At 53.4% G+C, this 20,428-nt stretch carries 15 protein-coding genes; 10 read left to right on the forward strand and 5 right to left on the reverse strand.

Going from position 1 to position 20,428, the window contains the following annotated elements; translation table 11 throughout:
- Positions 1 to 11: 11 nt before the first annotated feature.
- The 5 genes from R1T41_RS10660 to R1T41_RS10680 all read right to left on the reverse strand — a co-directional run bounded on the left by R1T41_RS10660 (position 12) and on the right by R1T41_RS10680 (position 7,604).
- A complete protein-coding gene (locus tag R1T41_RS10660; RefSeq protein WP_064781110.1) occupies positions 12 to 1,325 on the reverse strand; it encodes an ABC transporter substrate-binding protein in 1,314 nt (437 codons plus the stop codon).
- 21 nt (positions 1,326 to 1,346) lie between these two features.
- Positions 1,347 to 2,684 (reverse strand): ABC transporter substrate-binding protein, encoded by a 1,338-nt coding sequence (locus tag R1T41_RS10665; protein WP_317341506.1) that lies wholly within the window; start codon positions 2,682 to 2,684, stop codon positions 1,347 to 1,349.
- Between the two features lie 244 nt (positions 2,685 to 2,928).
- Complete coding sequence (locus R1T41_RS10670) at positions 2,929 to 4,299, reverse strand: sigma-54 dependent transcriptional regulator (RefSeq protein WP_317341507.1); 1,371 nt, start codon at positions 4,297 to 4,299, stop codon at positions 2,929 to 2,931.
- Positions 4,265 to 5,773, reverse strand: a complete 1,509-nt coding sequence (locus R1T41_RS10675; protein WP_317341508.1) for a sensor histidine kinase — start codon at positions 5,771 to 5,773, stop codon at positions 4,265 to 4,267. Before R1T41_RS10675 ends, R1T41_RS10670 begins: the two co-directional genes overlap by 35 nt.
- 790 nt (positions 5,774 to 6,563) lie before the next feature.
- A complete protein-coding gene (locus R1T41_RS10680) occupies positions 6,564 to 7,604 on the reverse strand; it encodes a LacI family DNA-binding transcriptional regulator (protein ID WP_317341509.1) in 1,041 nt (346 codons plus the stop codon).
- Positions 7,605 to 7,788: 184 nt separating this feature from the next.
- Between R1T41_RS10680 and R1T41_RS10685 the strand changes: the two genes are divergently transcribed.
- From R1T41_RS10685 to R1T41_RS10730, 10 genes are all read left to right on the forward strand, one after another.
- Complete coding sequence (locus R1T41_RS10685) at positions 7,789 to 8,811, forward strand: ABC transporter permease (protein WP_008889916.1); 1,023 nt, start codon at positions 7,789 to 7,791, stop codon at positions 8,809 to 8,811.
- 59 nt (positions 8,812 to 8,870) lie between these two features.
- A complete protein-coding gene (locus R1T41_RS10690; protein ID WP_008889917.1) occupies positions 8,871 to 9,881 on the forward strand; it encodes a substrate-binding domain-containing protein in 1,011 nt (336 codons plus the stop codon).
- 99 nt (positions 9,882 to 9,980) lie between these two features.
- Positions 9,981 to 11,528 carry a sugar ABC transporter ATP-binding protein gene (locus R1T41_RS10695; RefSeq protein WP_317341510.1) on the forward strand — a complete coding sequence of 516 codons (1,548 nt, stop codon included), beginning with the start codon at positions 9,981 to 9,983 and terminating at the stop codon, positions 11,526 to 11,528.
- A complete protein-coding gene (locus tag R1T41_RS10700; protein WP_008889919.1) occupies positions 11,525 to 12,589 on the forward strand; it encodes an ABC transporter permease in 1,065 nt (354 codons plus the stop codon). Before R1T41_RS10695 ends, R1T41_RS10700 begins: the two co-directional genes overlap by 4 nt.
- Positions 12,590 to 12,599: 10 nt before the next feature.
- Entirely contained in the window at positions 12,600 to 13,601 is a 1,002-nt protein-coding gene (locus R1T41_RS10705) for a dihydroxyacetone kinase subunit DhaK (RefSeq protein WP_317341511.1), read from the forward strand.
- 9 nt (positions 13,602 to 13,610) lie between these two features.
- Positions 13,611 to 14,249, forward strand: a complete 639-nt coding sequence (locus tag R1T41_RS10710) for a dihydroxyacetone kinase subunit L (RefSeq protein ID WP_245960861.1) — start codon at positions 13,611 to 13,613, stop codon at positions 14,247 to 14,249.
- A gap of 152 nt (positions 14,250 to 14,401) precedes the next feature.
- Positions 14,402 to 15,403 carry an aldo/keto reductase gene (locus R1T41_RS10715; protein WP_317341512.1) on the forward strand — a complete coding sequence of 334 codons (1,002 nt, stop codon included), beginning with the start codon at positions 14,402 to 14,404 and terminating at the stop codon, positions 15,401 to 15,403.
- Positions 15,404 to 16,151: 748 nt separating this feature from the next.
- On the forward strand, positions 16,152 to 16,682 hold the full coding sequence (locus R1T41_RS10720) for a sigma-70 family RNA polymerase sigma factor (RefSeq protein WP_114111284.1): 531 nt from the start codon (positions 16,152 to 16,154) through the stop codon (positions 16,680 to 16,682).
- Positions 16,683 to 16,847: 165 nt separating this feature from the next.
- Positions 16,848 to 17,882, forward strand: a complete 1,035-nt coding sequence (locus R1T41_RS10725; protein ID WP_317341513.1) for a FecR family protein — start codon at positions 16,848 to 16,850, stop codon at positions 17,880 to 17,882.
- 173 nt (positions 17,883 to 18,055) lie between these two features.
- Positions 18,056 to 20,353 carry a TonB-dependent receptor gene (locus R1T41_RS10730; protein WP_317341514.1) on the forward strand — a complete coding sequence of 766 codons (2,298 nt, stop codon included), beginning with the start codon at positions 18,056 to 18,058 and terminating at the stop codon, positions 20,351 to 20,353.
- Positions 20,354 to 20,428: the final 75 nt, after the last annotated feature.

The following is a 20,428-nucleotide window of genomic DNA, read 5'->3' on the forward strand; positions in this document are numbered from 1 at the left end:
GAGCGGGCAACTTAGTTACACTTAGCGCCCGGGAAGCCGTCTGCGATCCAGTCCGCAGCAGCAACACCTTCCGGGGGTGTTACGCATTCGCCATCAAACGAAACAGCGTTCTTGATCGAGGCAACGCCATCTTCGTAGTGGTATTCACCATAGGTGATACCCTGCATGGCCTGATGACCATTGCCGCGTGCCATTTCAACCGTGCCCGAAACCGACTCAAAGGTTGCACCTTTCATCGCAGCAGCAAGTTGCTCTGCCGACGGGATTTCCTTATCGGCGACACCGGCATTCTCGGCGGCATACTTCAGACCCAGGATCGCCTGGGCCATCTTGGTTGCCGGATAGACCGGCTCAAGGTCATAGGCATTCTGATAGACACCCTCAAACCAGGTGTTCAGTTCGTTGTCCGGGGCAAACTGGCCAAACGGGCCACGTGCACCGATGATCATGCCGTTCGGGGCCTGATCCTTGTAGGTGGCAAAGGATGCTTCGCCGCAGGTCAGAAGGCCGGTGGCGTCTTCAAGCAGGCCACGGGCATTTGCCTGCAGAACCAGGGCTTCCATGTCACCACCCCAGAAGGAGCTGTGAACGATTTCCGGGCGTTTCACGGACAGGGCAGAGATTTCAGCACCGTACTGGCCCTGATAGATTTTCGGGAACTGTTCTTCGACAACTTCTGCTTCAGGGAGGAGTGCCGATGCAGCGGCGGTGAAGTCAGCCCAGCTGTCCTGACCCCAGGAATAGTTCTGCTGGATGCCGGCAAGACGGGTAACGTCCGGGCGGGTCGCGGCAAGGTAACGAACAGCACCGATGTTATCGACCGATGCGTCAAGACCGGTACGGAACATGTATTGCGCGTCCGGGTTATCCGCAAACAGGCGGGGAGTACCGCAATCATATGCGATGGTGAAGGTTTTCAGTTCTTCGGCAACCGGCGCAATTGCCAGGCAGTCGCCCGAAGAAACATAGCCGATGACAGCATCGACTTTCTGACGCTGAACAAGGTTGCGATATTCTTCAACCTGCTTGGTTGCACCACCGGCTTCGTCGATGATCACGGCTTCGATTTCAGCACCATTGATGCCGATCTTGTCGTATGGCGCGGGCAGGTTGCCCTTGTTCAGTTCTTCAACAAGAACCTTGGCGGCATTTGCCGACGGAACGCCGAACGGACCAGCTGCCGGACCGGACAGGAAGGTCACGATCCCGACGCGGAATTTGCCGTTCTCAGCAGCCGATGCAGAACCGGCTGCGCCAGCTGCAAGGGCAAGCGCTGCGACGCCCGATACAAGGTATTTGCTGAATTTTGATTTATTGTTCTTCACTATTTCCTCCCTTGGGAAAGGTCATGGAGTTGGCGGTGGAACTGCCTCTGACCCGCCGGCCACGGCATCGCGGCGACGTTTGACCATCTCTTTTGATGGTTTGAGGTCTTCGGCATCGTAGATCGCCCAGTTCCCCACCATCAGTTTCGATGGCGGAAAGTCTTCGTTGTGGACGACCGTGCCCACGGCTTGCGCCTGGACAATCTGGTGAGTTTCGGGATCGATATAGGATGCAAAGCCCGGCGGATCTTCGGGCAGGGCCAGTTGCAATCCTTCAAGTGCGGTGATGAGCGCGCGGTCATCGTCAACGCCGCCAGCCTTTTCAATGGCGCGTGCTATGGCGATGATCCCTGTATAGGCGCCTTCGGCCGCATAGGTCGGATAACGCCCGGTCATGTCGTGAAATTGTTTGACGAACCGCTTGTTACGTCCGGTGTCGGGCCAGTTATTGTGATGGCGCGCCGACAGGATCAAACCCGGATAGGGCTGATCGCCAAGGGCCATCATCACGTCGTAATTTGCACCGGTATCGAAATTGGCCAGACGGGTGGTTTCAAAGAAACGGGTTGATGCCGCCTGCTTGATAAAGGCGATGAAATCCCCGCCCCAAAGGGCGGTTACGACCACGTCGGCCTTCGCCGATTGCAGGGCGTTGATATAAATCGAATAATCCGGCTCATAGAGCTTCGGCCACAAATCGCCGACGGTCTCATATTCGACACCCAATTCATCAAGGGCAAGTTGCAGATCCGTCCAGGAAACATGGCCGTAATCATAATCCGGTCCGACAAAGGCAAGGCGTTTCCAGCCGGTTTCCTTTTGCAGATCGCGCAAATAACGCGCACCGGCGGCCATCGACGTCCAGCTGTCATTGGTGACGCGGAAGTAATAATCGTGGCCGGCCTCGATGCTGAGCCGCGATGATGCATGATCGGTACCGACCATGATGATCTTTTCGTTCTTGGCGAGATCGCTCACGGCGTGGGCCACACCCGATGACACGATGCCACAGAAGAACTTGGCATTGTCATTGGTGATGAAATCCTGTGCCAGACGGACCGCATAGGATGCCTTTGATCGCGGGTCATCGGCGATGACACGCAGATTGGGCACATCCAGGCCGGATTTTGCTTCGGCTTCGAGGTCCTGAAGGGCGATCTTGATGCCCGAAATACTGTCGCGGCCATAGGTGGCCGACCGTCCGGTCATCGGGTACAAACAGCCGATGACAGCATCTGCGTTCTGTGCAGATGCGCCCAGCTCAAAGCGTTCTGCCTGTGCGGTATTGGCCGCAAACAGCGCGAACGTGGCAGCAATAATGGTGATGCACCCGGAAACCGGGTGTTTGAGCATCTCCATGACTTTCCTCCCTGCGAATGGTTGTTCCATCCGCGTTTGTACCTTTGTCTCGCTATTCCGCAAAGGCTGTGCCAGTTGCGAAATTTCGGTGCAAAGTCAGGAAAGCCGCGCGATTGACCGTTTTGGGCCAAAATCATGGAGCGGTCTTGAGCGCGAATATGAGCGTTAGGCGCTCAAACAGCAAAACACCCTTGAGCGGAAACCGCTCAAGGGTGCATCGGAAATGCTTCGGGTTGGGGATACGTTATTGCAGGCCCAGCCTTTGCAGGCGACGTTTCAGGGCATGACGTGAAATACCAAGTATTTCTGCCGCACGTCCTTTGTGACCATCGGCCTGATCAAGCGCATCTTGCACCAGATGACGCTCGGTGTTGTCCATGCGGTCCTGCAATTGCGCATTGCCATCCGAAACTCCGCCATGCCGATCATCCGGGTTATCATCCGTGACGTGGAATTCAGCCGGCAGCAGATCCGGTAAAATCTGTTTGGACGGATAAAGAATGGTCAGACGCTCAATCAGGTTTTTAAGTTCGCGCACATTGCCGCGCCAGCGATGATGGCGCAGCAGATCAAGGGTTGCATCGTCAAAATGGATCGGATGGCATCCTTCGGCCTTGGCCTGATGATCGGCGAAATGGTCAACCAGTTTGATAATGTCCTCGCCGCGGTGGCGTAGGGCGGGGATATCAATGGTGATGACGTTCAGGCGGTAAAACAGGTCTTCTCGGAAATTGCCCAGACGGACTTCCTCGGCAAGATCACGGTTGGTCGCGGCAATCACGCGGACATCGGCCGATGCGGAATGTTCGCTCCCGACCGGGCGATAGTCGCCGTTTTCAAGGAAGTGCAAAAACTTCGCCTGCAGCGCCAGCGGCAATTCGCCGATTTCATCCAGAAACAGACTGCCACCATCGGCAAGACGGACAAGGCCGGTGCGTTTCTGATGCGCACCAGTGTAGGAGCCCTTTTCGGCGCCAAACAGTTCGCTTTCAATCAGCTGTTCTGGCAGGGCGGCACAGTTGACTTCGATAAAGGCGTTTGAAGCACGCGGGCTTTGGCCGTGAATGGCACGCGCAACCAGCGCCTTGCCGGTCCCGGACTCCCCTTGCAGCAGGATGCGGCTGGCACTGCTTTGTGCGACACGGTCGATTGTTGTGCGCAATTCGCGCATCGGCGCGCATTCGCCAATCAAACCGTTGTTCGGGACATTGCGCTTGCGGTGGTAATCAAGCTCAAGTGCGGTGCGGTTCTGATCAAGGGTGGTGTTGATCGTGTGGATCAGCTCATCAAGTTCGAACGGCTTGCTAAGGTAATCGGCCGCTCCGAGTTTGACGGCCTTCACCGCCGCACGGGTATCGCCATGGGCCGAAATCATGATGACGGGCACGTCGATATCAAGTTTGCGGATGCTATCAAGGACCTCCATGCCATTGGCACCGGGCAGGCGCAGATCAAGCAGGATGATATCGAACTTGTTTTCACGGACTTGCAAAAACGCATCTTCACCGGAATGGACGCCGGTGACATCCATGCCTTCGGTGCGGAGCGCAAAGCTTAGTGATCGGACGAATGATTCCTCATCATCGACGATCAGAATCCTGATCTGGTGGGGCATTTTTCGATGTTTCCTCTTTTGAAGCTCCCGATTTCGTTGCCGGGAACTTCAATGTGATTGTTGTGCCCTCTTGCGGGGCACTTTCAATATTGATTGAACCGTTATTGTACTCGACCAGTTGTTGGCTGATTGTCAGGCCAAGTCCGGTTCCTTTGCTTTTCATGGTAAAAAATGGCTGCACGACGTCAAGCAAATGCTCTTTGGGGATGCCGGCACCATCGTCGGTGACGCGTATTTCCACCTGGTCATTATGGCGTTCGGCCCTGAGGCTGACCGTGCCACCGGGCTGGCAGGCCTGAATGGCGTTGATCCCGATGTTGAGCAGGATCTGCAAGACCTGATCGGGATCGACAAAGATCGTCAGGCGGGAATCGCCACTGGTATAAAACCGAACCCGGGCTTCTTCGGCGACGGGGGTCAGGACGCGCGATGACTGTCGGAACAGATCCCGTATTTCGGTCTCCTGCGGGCAGGCTTCACCGGGTCGGCCATAAGCCAGAAGATCATTCACCACGCGTGACAGACGATCAATCTGGTGGCCCATATCATCCAAAAGTGTTTTGCGTTCGCCATCGGGTTCCTTGCGCACAAGGGCCTGAACGGTGGTTTTCATGGTGGCCAGCGGATTGCGGACCTCATGCGCCACACCGGTGGCAAACTGGCCCAGAACGGCAAGCTTTTCGGCGCGCACTGTCCGGTCAATCAGGTCTTTAAGCTGCCAGGCCATGGTATTGAAGGCCTTGGCGACCGTGCTGATTTCATCGCGACGGCGACCTTCGGGCAGGCGGTAATACAGATCGCCCGACGCAATACTGTGTGCCCCCTGAACAAGTGTATCGACCCGTCGGCGCAGGCTGCGTGACAGGGCAAAAAAGATCGCCAGAATAACCACAATGATGACGGCGGCTGTCACTGTCAGCCAAAAGCGCGTTTCATCAATCGGCTGCAGGATGGTGCCCGGTCGAACACTCATCACAAGGTTCCATCCCGGAAGGATGCTGGGGCCTTCGATCAGTTCGCCAGTGACCTCGGTCGGCCGCCCGGTCGCATCAAGAACAATACCGCCCGGCGTGCGCAAAAGCGGATCGATCACGCCCGACACCCCGGCACTCGCCAGAAGCTCGGTCAGGGATGCCAGACGCACATGCAGGGCGACAGACGTGTTCTGCCCCAAGCCGGTATCGCGAATGTGTGCGCGCATTAAAATCCAGCCGGAATTGCCATTTTCGGGCAATTTGGGACCGATAAACTCAATGCCTTCGTGCTCTACACGCGGCAGGCCGGAAATATCCCAGCCGTTTTTCGACCAATAAGGCGGGCCGGATGCGGCTTGGCCTGCGACCAGACGATCAAGATTGTCGTACCAGTCAAAAAACAGCACACCATAAAGGTCAGGCGAGTCTGCCTCCACCCGAAGCAGGGTCAGGGCCTCTTCCGCCTGTGGGGAATTCGGCGCTTCAATGAAAGCTGGCATAGCTGGATGATTTGACAGCGTTACCAACTGATAGATTCGGGTATCGAGAAAAGCAGAAAGTTTGTTTGATGTGGCCGCGACCTGTGCGCTAAGCCTCTCACCTGTGAGCCGGTCAATCAATTCGTTGGAAAAGCGCTGATAGAATAGGCTAAGGGCAAGGAGTGCGCATACGACAACTCCTACCGATAATAGTGTATAGCGGCCCACAAGGCTCAGGCGTTGGTTTCGGGACCAGTGAAATCTGGGCACCTTGGACCTCCCTTAAATGGCCGACGTCATAAGAAATCCAGTCAAGGCACAACTCTTGCGAAACGACACTGCTCGGTAGTGCCGATTTTTTGTTGTGCAGAAATGGCGGAAGAATAGCAAGTGATCAAATGGGCTGTGCTCAGAGACTCTTGGTTGAAAGCTTGCGAGATAAATAATGTTGCTTGACAGGGGCGATTATGGCTTTGTCTTACGCTTGCCCTAGCAACATCCCTTATTCCGTAAAACTGTGTAGGCCATTCAAAATTTCTTCCTAGTGAGAAGCTTTGTTCAGCCTCGAAACAAGAAAAATTATTGATTTTATTGAGTTATTTTCTGCGTCAAAATCTGTTTCACTTAGTGAGTGGGAGTTCGATTCTCCCCGGGGGCACCATCGCTTTCCAAACCCAGCCGTAATCGGTTGGGTTTTGTTCTTTTAGCTTCCCACATCTTTTCCAGACGCTGCGTATTGATCGATATGTGCTGCGTTGAGATATGGATTGCTTAAAGACAGTGTTGGCAATGGCGATCGAGCATTGCGTTATCAGCCGGTTTTCTTTGAGGCTGTGCTTGCGCGGACAACAAGCTCTGCGCCGACCTGAACCTTGACCGCAGGCAGGGAGCCCTCTGCGTTTAGGAGTTCATCAAGTACCGTAACAGCCATGCTTCCGATTTTGCGTTTCGAAACATCGATCGTTGTTAAGGACGGGTCAAGAGTGGCGCTCATTGGAAGGTTATCAAACCCGACGATCGAGATGTCCTGTGGAATCTTATATCCTTTTTCTTTCAGGGCTTTGGTAAAGCCATATGCCATGATGTCGTTCGCGCAAAAATAAGCTTCGGCAACGCTGCCGTGATTGGAAAGCGCCTTGAAGCTATCTTCATATGCCGACGAGATGGTGGACCCGATTGACAGGATGTGACTACTGTTCACCGTCAGTCCGAGATGGTGCATGTTTTTCAGGAAGGCTTTCTTACGCAGAGCAAAGTTTCGGGTCTGCGTTTCACTGCCGACAAAGCCAATTTTACTAAAACCAAGATCTTTTAAGTGCGAAAGCACGGTGTAAACCGCATCGCCATTGTTCATGTCGACGAAATTTGCATCAATGAGATCATAAAAAGAATCAATAAAAACAGTTGGTAATCTGAAGTCCTGGATTTTCTGAATATCTTCACGCGTTAGCTCGGTGCCAAGTATGATGGCGGCCGTTGCATCCGAATTTGCCAGGATGTCTGTGATGTCACTTGCAGTGACATTTTCATAGCTTAAAACCTGCAGCTTATAACCACGACTGGTTGCCTCTGATGACATGCCGTCAATGTAATCAGAAATGAAATGGCTATGGTCACGGTTCACAGTATGACCGTGTTTGGCGATCTTGAGAAACTTGATGGTTTTCGCCGTTTTTTCGCGATTTTTGGGAGCGCGCGGTAGGTAGTTCAACGAAGAAACAACTTCAAGGACCCGTGAACGGGTAACGCCGGAAATTTCACCCTTGCCATTCAGAACAAGCGACACCGTCGAAGGGGAGACGCCCGCCTGTTCGGCAATCTGTTTGATCGTCGGTTTGTTATTTTTTTTCATGTACTTAACCTTGGTGCTCTTCCCTGATTCTTCATTGTTTATGTTTTTTAGTAAACATCCTGCCAGATATCAATGCAACTGTGATGTAACAGTTTGTGTCAAACAGATGCTTGCCAACATAAAAATGAATTGATAGTTTTTAGTCAATAAACATAAAAATTTACTAAAAGTATGGGGAGGATCCATGCGCTTTTTTGACGGGCACCTGACCGTTCTAATCGGTCTGATCATCACGTTGATGACGGCGGGCGCGATTGTTTCTGATGGAAACTATCTTTCGCTGTTTAATCTTCAGTCGATGGCGGGCCAAGTGCCTGAAATCGGGTTGTTGGCGATCGGTGTTTTGCTGGCGATGTGTGTCGGGAATGGCGGCATCGAATTGTCGGGGATCGCGTTGGCCAATCTTTCGGGCGTCGTCGCTGCGACCATTGCTGTAAGTTTTTTCTCTGCCTCTCAGGACCCGGAGATTTTCTCGCTCATCTTTATCGTGGTGGCATTGGCAACCGGGTTTCTTGGCGGTTTGCTGAACGGCCTGTTGATTGCCTATCTTAAAATCACGGCGATCCTTTGCACGCTGGGCACGCAAATGCTGTTTATCGGGCTTGCCGTTGCGATTTCCGATGGTCGTTCGGTAAGGGTTGGTGCACCGGGCCCGCTTTATGAAATCGGCAACGGATTGTTGTTTGAAATCCCGATCAGTTTCCTTTTGTTCATCGGGGTTGCCTGCATCATCGGTTTTGTTCTGCGCTATACGCCGTTTGGCATGTGGCTGATGCTCAACGGGTCAAACCCCAAGGCCGCTGAGTATGCCGGGTTTCCAAAAAACAAAGTGATCATTTCGACCTATACCGTAAGCGGCATCCTGTCGTCGCTTGCCGGGATCATAATTGCCGCGCGGACCATCAACGTGAAGTGGGATTACGGCACATCCTACCTTCTGGTGGCAATCCTGATTGCGGTGATGGCCGGTGTTAAACCCGAAGGCGGTTATGGGCGGGTGATCTGTGTTGTTCTGTCGGCAATCACGCTGCAGATGATGTCGAGCATGCTCAACTTCATGGGCCTTTCAAACTTTATTCGTGATTTCGCTTGGGGGGCCCTGTTGCTTGGGTTCCTCGCGATCGGGCGGTTCAGATTGCTTGATCTGATTAACCTGCAAAAGCATGCGATCTCTGCCTCTGTGCGCAGCCCTCACGCACAGAAGTAATCAAAAATCAGAGGGAAACATCTGGCCAAACAGAATATTTCCAATTGGGAGGAAACATTATGAAAATTGCCAACCTTATGAAAACCACAGCTTTCGCACTGGCTGCGATGTCTGTTCTTGGTTTTGCTGCTCCGTCCTCGGCGCAGGACACAAAATCCATTACGACTGTCGTTAAAATTAGCGGTATTCCATGGTTTGATCGTATGGAAACCGGTGTTACCAAGTTTGCCGAACAAAACCCCGAAATGGATATTCGTCAGGTAGGTCCGGCAACGGCGGATTCCGCCCAGCAGCTTCAGATCGTCAATGATCTTGTGGCAACTGGCGTAGACGCACTGGCTGTTGTGCCGATGGATCCAGATATTCTCGAAGGTATCCTTGGCCGCGCGATGGATCGCGGCACAATCGTTGTGACGCACGAAGCCGATAACCAGACCAACACCCATGCCGATATCGAAGCATTCGATAACAGCGATTATGGTGCGGCCCTGAACGAACGTTTGGCGCAGTGCATGGGCGAAAAAGGCAAGTGGACAACGTTTGTTGGATCGCTGGGAAGCCGTACGCACATGCAGTGGGTTGGTGCCGGCGAAGAAAATGCCAAAAAATATCCGGGTATGGAATTGGTCGACCCGAACAATGAATCGTTCGATGATGCCAATGGTACCTATGAAAAAGCCAAGGAAATCCTCCGCAAACATCCTGACATCAAGGGCTTCCAGACTTCGGCTGGCAACGATGTTCTTGGTGTCGGACGTGCGATCGAAGAAGCTGGTCTTGCCGGCAAGGTCTGCCTGGTTGGCACCGGTCTTCCGAACCCGTCAACGGCCTATCTGGAATCTGGTGCGATCACCGCAATTGGCTTCTGGGATCCGCAGAAAGCTGGCATGGCAATGAATGCCGTTGCCAAGCTGATGCTTGAAGGCAAAGAAGTTACCGATGGCATGGACCTTGGTGTTGAAGGCTACGAAAGCGTGACCGTCACACCAGGCGCAGGCAAAGGTCTTCTAATTGTTGGCAATGGCATGGTCCTTGTCGATAAGGAAACCTACAAAGATTACCTTTTCTAAGCGAACCCGGTTGAGGCAGCCCGGAATGTGTCTTGGCATGTTTCGGGCCGCCCGGCCTCGTCAAAGGCCGGGACATGTCAGCAGGAAAGGGTCTGACTGGTGACGCAAAACACGCAGAAAAATCGCTGTTTTCTTGAACTAAGAAACATTCACAAACGTTTTGGCGGTGTCCATGCCCTGCGCGGTGTTGACCTGTCACTTGAAGCCGGGGAGGTATACCACCTGCTGGGCGAAAACGGTTGTGGCAAAAGCACCGTGATCAAGATCATGGCCGGGGCGCATCCGCCCAGCGAAGGCCAGATTGTTCTTGATGGCGAGGTGTTTAACGAACTTACCCCCATTCAATCTCTCGATTTCGGGATTGAGACCGTCTATCAGGACCTGTCTTTGATCCCCAATCTGAGCGTAATGGAAAATGTTGCCCTTGGGGAGCAACTGGTCGAAGGCCACGGCAGGCTTCTGCGCCGTATTGACGGGGCGCGGATGCAGCAAACGGCGACCAAAGCCCTGTCGCAAGTGGACCTGGACGTAACACCCGAACTGATGTCGACGATTGTCTCGGAACTGCCTTTGGCAACACGTCAGCTTGTGGCAATTGCCCGTGCGATTGCCTGTGAAGCACGCCTTGTCATCATGGATGAACCGACGACGTCGCTGACCCGTCGCGAGGTGGAAAACCTTATTGATGTGGTCTCACGTCTGCGGTCGCAAAATGTCGCGGTGCTGTTTGTCACCCACAAACTCGAAGAATGCTATCGTATTGGCGGGCATGCGATCGTGTTTCGTGACGGGCAATGCGTGGCACAAGGACCGATTGAAAGTTATAGCAGGGCCGATTTGGCCGAACTGATGACAGGTCGTCAAATCAGCGAAAAGCGATACCGCGAAGGTAGCCCTTCGGAAGATACGCTGATGTCGCTTTCGAACTTCAGCATGCCGGGCCGTTTCAACGATGTCGGATTTGATCTTCGCAAAGGCGAGGTACTTGGCATTACCGGGCTGTCGGATTCCGGGCGAAATGAACTTGCTTTGGCAATAGCCGGTATCCGGCCTGCGGCAAGTGGCACGATCTCCATCAATGACAAGAACATCCGCATTGCAACAGCATCGGATTCAATTGATGCCGGCATTGCCTATGTCCCGGAAGATCGTCTGTCCGAAGGCCTGTTTTTAAGCAAATCTATCTATCAGAACGAAGTGGCTCTGATCCTGCGTAAACTTGCAGGGTTCATGGGCATTCTCGACATGAAGAAGGGTAAGGAAATTGCCCGCGAAATTTCGGCCGACATGCGTCTGAACACCGCAGATATCGAATTGCCGGTTTCATCGCTTTCGGGTGGGAACCAGCAACGCGTTCTGATTGGTCGCTGGTTAAGCATCAATCCGGAAATTCTCGTGCTGCATGGTCCAACTGTTGGTGTCGATGTCGGGTCAAAGGACGCGATCTATCAGACAATTCAGAAAATGGCTGAAGACGGTATGGGGCTGATCATCGTCAGCGACGATTTGCCTGAACTTCTTCAAAACTGTGACCGCATACTTGTGATGAATGCCGGCGAGGTCGTCTCAGACCTCAATGGGGCATCCGCAAGTGAAGACGATATTTACCAGGCGATGCTTGGTTCAGTACAGGAAGGTGCAGCATGAGTTCGGCTGGAACCTCAAACAAACCTGCTCCGGGCCATGTATCGGCATCCGGGCAATTGCAGCAGCGCCGGGGATTGGGTGATCTGATTGCCAAGAAACCGGAATTGGTGACCTTGGGTCTTCTTATTGCCATTTGTATCGCTGTCGCCATTGCAAACCCGGCCTTTTTGCAGCCATCCACCCTGATTGATATTGGTCGTGCCAGTGTCGTGACCGGCCTGTTTGCATTGGGTGTTTTTGTGATCCTGGCGGCAGGCGGCATTGATGTGTCATTTACGGCCATCGCAGCACTGACGATGTATTCGATCACACTTCTGGCAATCAACCATGCACCGAACATGCCGATCTATGTCGTGTTCCTGATCGCGGTTGCCGGTGGCATTGCACTGGGCGTTCTCAATGGCTTTCTGGTTTATACGCTGCGTGTGCCGTCTCTGATTGTCACGATTGGGACGCAGTACCTGTTTCGGGGCGGCTTGCTGGCTTTTGTCGGCACGACCTGGATCATGGAGTTGCCCGGTCAGATGGGCACGTTCGGGCGTATTTCCCTGCTAGAATTTGAAACGGCAAATGGCGCAACGGTCAGTTTGCCTGTTTACTTCCTGATCCTGCCAGCAGCAGCGATCCTGACCTGGTGGATCATGCGCCGTACCCTGATGGGACGCGCCATCTTCTCGCTTGGTGGAAGTCCGGATGTCACCGCCCGTCTGGGGTACAACGTCAAGATCGTCCATCTTTTCGTGTTTGGTTATGCCGGTGCTTTGGCCGGCCTGGCAGGCATCGTTCATGTGACGGCCAACCGTTTGGCGAACCCGTTTGATCTTGTCGGAACCGAAATTGCGGTGATTGCAGCGGTTGTATTGGGCGGGGCCCGGATCACCGGCGGAACCGGGTCGGTCATTGGCACCATGCTGGGCGTTTTGCTTGTCGTTGTGGTCGATAATGTTCTTGTGATGGTTGGAATTCCAAGCACATGGCAACGGGTGTTCGTCGGCGCGTTCATTCTGCTTGCCGCGGCGTTCTTCGTAACCCGTCAGCGCAAATTCAAACCTGCGAAATAAAGAGAAAACCATGAAAAAATTTATGAATGATCCGAAGAATTTCGTCGATGAAATGCTTGAAGGCATCTATCTGGCGAACAAAGAGGTCACCTATGTTGCCGATGACAAGCGCTGCTATGTCAAGGCCGAGCCGGTCAAAGGCAAGGTTGGCATTGCCACCGGTGGTGGTTCGGGGCATTTGCCGCTGTTTCTGGGTTATGTCGGCGAAGGAATGCTCGATGGTGCGGCTGTTGGCGGCGTGTTTCAGTCACCCAGTGCCGAACAGATGCTTGAAGTGACCAAGCATATCGATCAGGGGGCGGGTGTCCTTTACATTTACGGCAATTATACCGGGGATATCATCAATTTCGATATGGCGACCGAACTGGCCGACCTTGAAGACATCAAGGTGATGTCGGTTGTCGGCAATGATGATGTGGCGTCCTCTGTCGTTGGTGAAGAACACAAGCGCCGTGGCGTTGCCGGGATATTCTTCCTTTATAAAGCTGCCGGTGCGGCCGCACAGGAAGGCATGTCACTTGAAGAGGTCGTTCGCGTTGCCGAAAAGGCCAAAGATCGCACACGCACTATCGGTGTCGCGCTGAGCAGCTGCATCATTCCCGAAGTTGGCAAGCCATCCTTTGAAATCGGCGATGACGAGATGGAAATCGGCATGGGGATCCATGGCGAAAACGGTATTACCCGTAAAAAACTGACTGCTGCTGATCCGCTCGTCGACGAGATGATGGCGAAAATCTTCGCCGAGCAGGATTACAAGAAAGGCGACGGTGTTGCCATTCTGGTTAACGGTCTTGGCGCGACACCGCTTGAAGAACTTTACATCATGTTCCGTCGTGTTTCCCAATTGATGAGCGAGCGCGACATCAACGTGAAGCATGTTTGGGTCGGTGAATTTGCGACTTCGATGGAAATGGCCGGTGCATCTGTTTCGGTTCTGCATCTTGACGAAGAACTTGATCGCCTGATGGCTGCCAAAGCCGACACGCCATTCTTCAAACATTTCGCGCAGTAATCGGAGGCCATGATGGACACAATTAATACCGGCAATATTGCCGCCCTGTTCGAGGCCTTTCATGCCACATTTCGCGACAAGCGTGATGAGCTGATCGCCCTTGATGCCAAGGTCGGTGACAGTGATCTTGGCATCACTATGAATTCTGCGTTTGAGGCTGCCACTAAAACGGTCTCTGACATGGACGGTGAACCGCTGGGCAAGCAGTTCAAAATGGCTGGTGCGGCAATGGCAAAGGCAGCGCCCTCGACAATGGGGACGTTGACAGCAACCGGATTTATGCGCGGAGGCAAGGCTGTTGATGATGCTGACGCGATTGGCACCAAGGAAATGACGGCCTTCTGGCGGGCGTATGCCGACGGGATTGCCGAACGCGGCAAAGCCAAACTTGGCGATAAAACTGTCTTGGATGTGCTTGAGCCCATCGCCCAAAGCCTTGAACAATCTGCCGACCAACACGCCCCGTTGGTCGATGCGGTTGCAGACGCCGCACGTGCCGGACAGGCAGCGCTGGTAGCAACCAAGGATATGGTCGCCCAGCACGGCAAGGCTGCGGCGTTTGCCGATAAAAGCAAAGGTCTTCAGGATGCGGGGGGCACGGTTGCCTTCCTGTTGATTGAAACGCTCGCACGCTTTGTAAAAGGCTGACTTTCTAAGTCTCAGCATGATTGCGCCGTGCTTGGGCGGCATGCTGAGACCTTTTCCTCCTTGCGCCACACCGCAATGACTTGCATCGAAAGGACCGGGTTATGGAGTATAGAAAACTAGGCAGATCAGGGTTGAAAGTCTCAGCCCTTTCGATGGGAACATTTACTTTTGGCGGCGACGGACCGTTCGCAATGGTCGGTTCGCAACAAGTGCCCGAAGCACGCCGTCTTGTCGATTGCTGCATTGATCACGGTGTGAACCTGTTTGACACTGCCAATATGTACTCGACGGGCCTGTCCGAGCAAATCCTTGGCGAAGTCCTTGACGGCCGACGTGATCAGGTTCTTGTCACATCCAAGGCCCGCATGCGGATTGGCGATGGCCCGAATGATGAGGGGGTAAGTCGCTATCACCTGATCCGGGAATGCGAAAAGACGCTCAAGAATCTGCGCACCGACCACATCGACATCTATTACATGCACGAATGGGATGGCGTCACCCCGGTCGAAGAAAAGATGGCCGCTCTTGATGCTTTGGTCACACAGGGCAAGGTGCGCTATGTCGGCTGCTCAAACTATTCGGGCTGGCACATCATGAAATCATTGCAGGCATCCGAACGGGATCGCCGTGTGCGGTTCGTCACACAGCAAATTCATTACACCCTTGAAGCCCGCGAAGCAGAATATGAACTTCTGCCGATTTCGGTGGACCAAGGGCTTGGGGTTTTGGTCTGGAGCCCATTGGCGGCGGGATTGCTCTCGGGCAAGCATCGCCGTAGTCAGCCTGTTGCGGAAGGGTCCCGGCAGGCTGCGGGCTGGACCGAACCACCCATCCGGGATCAGGATCGTTTGTGGGACATAGTTGACGTCCTGATCTCGGTGGGTGAAAAACATGGCGTTGAAGCCGCCCAGATTGCACTGGCTTGGTTGTTAACCCGCCCCGCAGTTTCATCGCTTGTAATTGGGGGCAGCAATATCGATCAGTTCAAAGCTAATTTCCGTGTGTTTGATGTCAAGCTTGATCCAGATGATCTTAAACGTCTTGATCAGGTCAGTGCTCCGCCTTTGATTTATCCTTACTGGCATCAGGGGCAATTTGCACATGACCGTTTTTCCGAAGGTGATTGGGCCTTGCATGCTAGGCCGGGTAAATAGCAGGCCCTTTTGGAAAGTATCGTCCATGAGTTAAGCATGATTTTCTTTTCAATTAGAATGAACGTGTCTTGTTGAGCAAGTTGTGATGCGCGGCCCTCGTTTCCAATTTTGGGGGCGTAAAAGTTGAATGTGCCCGTCAAATGAAAGGGACTTTCGTTTGAGAAAGCCCCGAGTTCTTCGGCGCGCGGTCATCTTCGCATATCGATTTTTCATAGCTTCGCTGAACGGCAGGTTGAATAATCATGTTGTTTCAGCTTTGGAGTTGACAGCAATCTGAGCCGAGAAATCTTAAGTACTGCGTGGTCAGCGGATATGATGAAATCCATTCCGTAAATTCATTCACGAAGTACAAGATACAAGCTCCGAAATGCTGCCTGTATTTTGGAAATGTACTGATTTCATTGAGTTTTCTCCGCCCTCAAAATCTGTTTCTCTTTGAGAGTGGGAGTTCAATTCTCCCCGGGGGCACCATCGATTTTTCCAAGGTTCAAAAATTTCGCAATCATTCTTGAACGCGAGAATAGTCAGGCCTTTTATAGGTCTGTGTGAAGTGTAACCTATTTGGGACTTGTCCATCGATCCGTGAAACGGATGGTGAAGCACAATGATTTCCCCTTGTTTTGTGGAGCTCGAACCCTGTTTACGGTTGAATGCCGTAGTGTCTGGGGATTTGACAGCATGAAAAATTCAAAGTAAATGCAAACAATTCGCAGTTGCTTTGCTGCGGGATGTGATCTGTCGGGGGCCCATGGTTGCAAGTTGGCGCGACGAGGAATTGCTCGCCCTGTTCGTGACCAGAAGGCGCGAACTGGTCAATTACGCGCGCGCAATTGTCGGAGATCGTGCTGCTGCCGAGGATGTCGTGCAGGATGCCTATTTCCGGCTGGAACGTGCCGGTGCCGTTAAAATGGATGATAGGCTTGATGAGCCGGTTGGCTATATTTTCCGGATCGTTCGCAACCTTGCCATAGATGGCCGTCGCAAGATGGTACGCGAAAGCAACCATGTTGGCATTGATGAAAACAGCATGACCGACGCCGTTCCCGAAGATCGGCCGGACCCTGAAGCACAAGCCATCGCACGAAGCGAACTCAGGCTGCTTGAGCAGATATTGGCGGAGCTTCCGGCCCGGTCGCGCATCGCCCTTGAAATGCACCGGTTTGGCGGGTGCAAATTTTCTGAAATCGCCGCAAGGCTTGATATTTCGGTAGGTACAGCGCACGCGCTGGTGACCGACGCGATAGAGCATTGCAAAACGCGTTTGGCAAGGGAGAGGTAAGCGTGCGCAATAAATGCTGAAAAATTGAAAATTCAGCAGACTGCCATCGTTTATTCAGTAAGGAAGCAACGCAATGTGTCAGGACATGAAAAATCCCGCAAAACGGACCGCAAAGGCGGCCCCTGTCCTGCGAAGCACATGGAGAGATGCGAAGCGATGAACGATATGACGAAACCAGAGTCGGCAAGCGAGTGGATCGCCTTGCTAAGCGACGATCCCGATAACCGGGATTTGCGCGCGCGCCATGACGCGTGGCTGGAAAGCAGTATGGAAAACCGTGCCGACTGGAACGAGACACTGCGTGTCTGGCAGATGCTTGATATGACTGTGCCGGTCCATGTTGCGGAATGGCAGGACAGGATAGGACAAGTACAACCGACCGTTTCGCGCGAAGATCGCGTCGTTGCGAGGCCGGATACGGATGCCGGTCCAGTTGTCCCGGTGCGCGGGCGAGGCGGGCGTTCATTCTGGCCGCGGCAGCTGTCGCTGGGGCTGTCGGGATCTGCCCTGATCGCGTGCCTGCTGGTCTTTGCCTTGCCGGGCTGGATGATTGATCTGAATGCGGATTATCAAAGCCCGATCGGGGAGATACGCGTGGTCGAACTGCCGGATGGCAGCATGTTGCATCTTGCTCCAGATAGTGCGGTTGCGCTGGCTTTTGCCGGGGACAAACGACAGATTGAACTGCTGCGAGGTGAAGCGTTTTTCGACGTTGTACCAATGACGGATCGACCGTTTCGTGTGATTTCCGGCGAAGCGGAAACAACGGTTCTCGGGACGGCGTTTGATGTCCGTCGCGGTGGATACGGTGTTGATGTCGCGGTCGAACACGGGCGGGTTCGTGTGGAACATAGCCGTGGGAGCCAGTCGGACAATGTATCCGAACTTGGTGCCGGTGACATGGTGCATGTTGACCCGGATGGTTCATTTGTTCGTCAGACGATGGCGCCCGAACTGGTGGCGGCATGGCGTGGCGGACGACTGATTGCCAAGGATCAGTCGGTTGCCGAGGTCGTTGAAACGGTTGACCGTTATTTCGATGGCTGGATTTTGATCAGCGATGATGCACTCGGAAGTGAGCCATTGACCGGGATTTATAACCTTGAAGACCCCAAGGCGGCTCTTGCCGCGATTGCAGATGCGCAAGGTGCTGTGCTTCGCGAAATTTCGCCATGGATTCTTATGCTGTCACCCGAATAGCGCTTGTCTGAAATCGCCGTGAAAACACGGCGAAGAATGATATTGCGAAAAAATCTCAACTTTTTTTGAATATCGCCACGCCCCCCTTCGTTGCTTGGTTAAAGGGTGAACTTAATTCGCATTTGCAAATCACCCATTCTGCAAAACGTAAAACCAGGCGGAGACTGAACTTTATGACGGGGGTTAATTTGTCGATGGCTTCGGGGAAATGGCGTCGTACCTTTGCGATGTCGACAGCATTATCGGCATTTGCGGTTTCGGGGATCGCATTTTCGGCCGGTGCGATGGAAAATACGATGCCGGCCACGCCGGCCCAAGCCGCAACCAGTGAACTGGCGCAGGCCAGCCAGCAACATGATTTCGATATTGCCAGACAACCACTTGCCGATGCGCTTGCCCTTTTCGGGCAGCAGGCTGGTCTTCAGATTTCGGCCCATGGTGATCTGGTGCGTGATGTTGAAACCAATGGCGTCGTCGGTCTGATGAATACCGAGGCTGCGCTACAACGTCTTCTGGCCGGAACCGGGCTTGTGTACCGGATTGCTGATGACGGCTCGGTCACGATTACAAGTTCGGCGCAAAGCAGTGACGCATCCGAAACCATGGTCAGCCCGATCCTGATCGAAGCTGCCAGTGTGGCTGATGATCGTCCGGGGGCCGCAGATCGGGCAAACTCGGTCCGTGTTACGCGAGAAGATCTTGATCGTCGTAATCCACAAGACGTCAAACAGGTTTTTGCCGGTGAATCCGGTGTTTCGGTCGGTGGATCGATCCCCTTAAACCAGAAGCTTTATGTTAACGGGATCGAGGAAACCAATCTTGCGGTTTCCATTGACGGCGCGCGCCAGAACAACAAGGTGTTTCACCATAGCGGAACAAACCTGATTGACCCCAGTCTTCTGAAGGCGGCCCGGATTGATCCGGGTGTGGCCCCGGCGGATGCCGGGCCGGGGGCGCTTGGTGGTGCGATTGTCTATGAAACCGTCGATGTTGCCGATGTCCTGGAACCGGGCCGTTCACTTGGCGGGTTTGTCAAAGGCAGTTATGACACCGACAGCGAAACCTTCAGCAACGATCTGTCATCCTATGGACGAGCCGGTGCCTTTGAATTGTTGGGCTATTTCAAATGGGCCAAGGGTGACGATTACGAGGCAGGGAATGGGGAGCAGGTCCCAGGCACTGAAGCCGACATGCGTTCAGGTCTGATCAAAACTGCCTACGAAGCCCAAAACGGTCACCGTTTCGAATTTTCCGGGGAACAGGTTCGCGACCGCGCCCAGCGTCCGTATCGTGCCAACATGACCGATCTTACCAACCGGAACCAACCGGACGAACTTGGTTATGATATGCGTCGTCGTAACTTTGCGTTCAATTACGGACAGGCCGGTGCACAGGGGCTTTGGGATCCCAAAGCGGTTCTGGCCTATAGCGAGACATATCTGTACGCGCCGTTGACTGAACAAAGTCGTGGCACGACCAGCAGTTTTTCGGGAAAGTTCGAAAACGACTTCAATTTGACGGACCGCGATACGGTTACGACCGGCGTCGATTTTTATAATGACGTTGCCGAATACGATGGGCCGGATACCGATGTAGATGAAGAGGCAACCAATTTTGGTGCCTATGCGCAGGCACGTATCCAGCCGTTTGATCCTTTGCGTCTATCGTTCGGTATGCGTGGCGATACACAGAAATTTACAGGCATTGACGGTACCGAGTTTGAAAATGATGGACTGAGTGGCAACGTATCTGCGGCGGTTGACGTTACCGATTTTCTGACAGTCAATGCAGGTTATTCCAATGTCTGGGGTGGCATCGCACTGGCTGAAAACTTTATCCTGAACCCGGCATGGGATTACAGCGACGGTATCAAGCCGGTTCGTTCGGAAAACTACACCACCGGATTTGAAGTTCATCACGAAGGGTTCAGTTTTAATGCCGGTATTTTCCGCAGTGTATTTGACAATGCCCGTGATCCGGGCTGGACACCCGGTCCTTCGGTTGTCGTCGATTTCGAAACACGCGGCTACAATCTCGGTGCCGGTTATAATTGGGGCCCAGGTTTTATCCGGGTGTCTTATACCGACAGCGAAATCACCGTGAACGGCAACCCGGGTGATTCTGACGGTACCCAATATCTTGGTGCGCCGCTTGGTCGGATCATCGCGCTCGAAGCCGCCCACCGGATCGACACGATCAATCTGACCTTGGGCGGGACGCTTGATGCCGCCTTGAAAAATACCGATACGGCCGATGCGGGTGGAACGGCACAGGAAGCCTATGAGGTCGTCGGGCTTTATGCCGAATATCAACCCGAAGCAGCTGACTATCTGACGCTTCGCATCGAAGCAAACAACATCTTTGATGAAGAGTATTCCGATCGTGCATCTTACGGGCAGGACTTCACCAACGTTGTCCCGCTTTACGAACCGGGCCGGTCTTTCCTGTTGATGGCGAAGGCGCGCTTCTAGGGTTTTAAAGGATTTGGATGCATTGCCTGGGACCGGTTCGCTGGTCCCAGGTTTTTCTGTTAACGGAGGCAAAGT

The sequence above is a fragment of the Thalassospira lucentensis genome (genome assembly GCF_032921865.1).
GTDB lineage: Bacteria > Pseudomonadota > Alphaproteobacteria > Rhodospirillales > Thalassospiraceae > Thalassospira > Thalassospira lucentensis_A.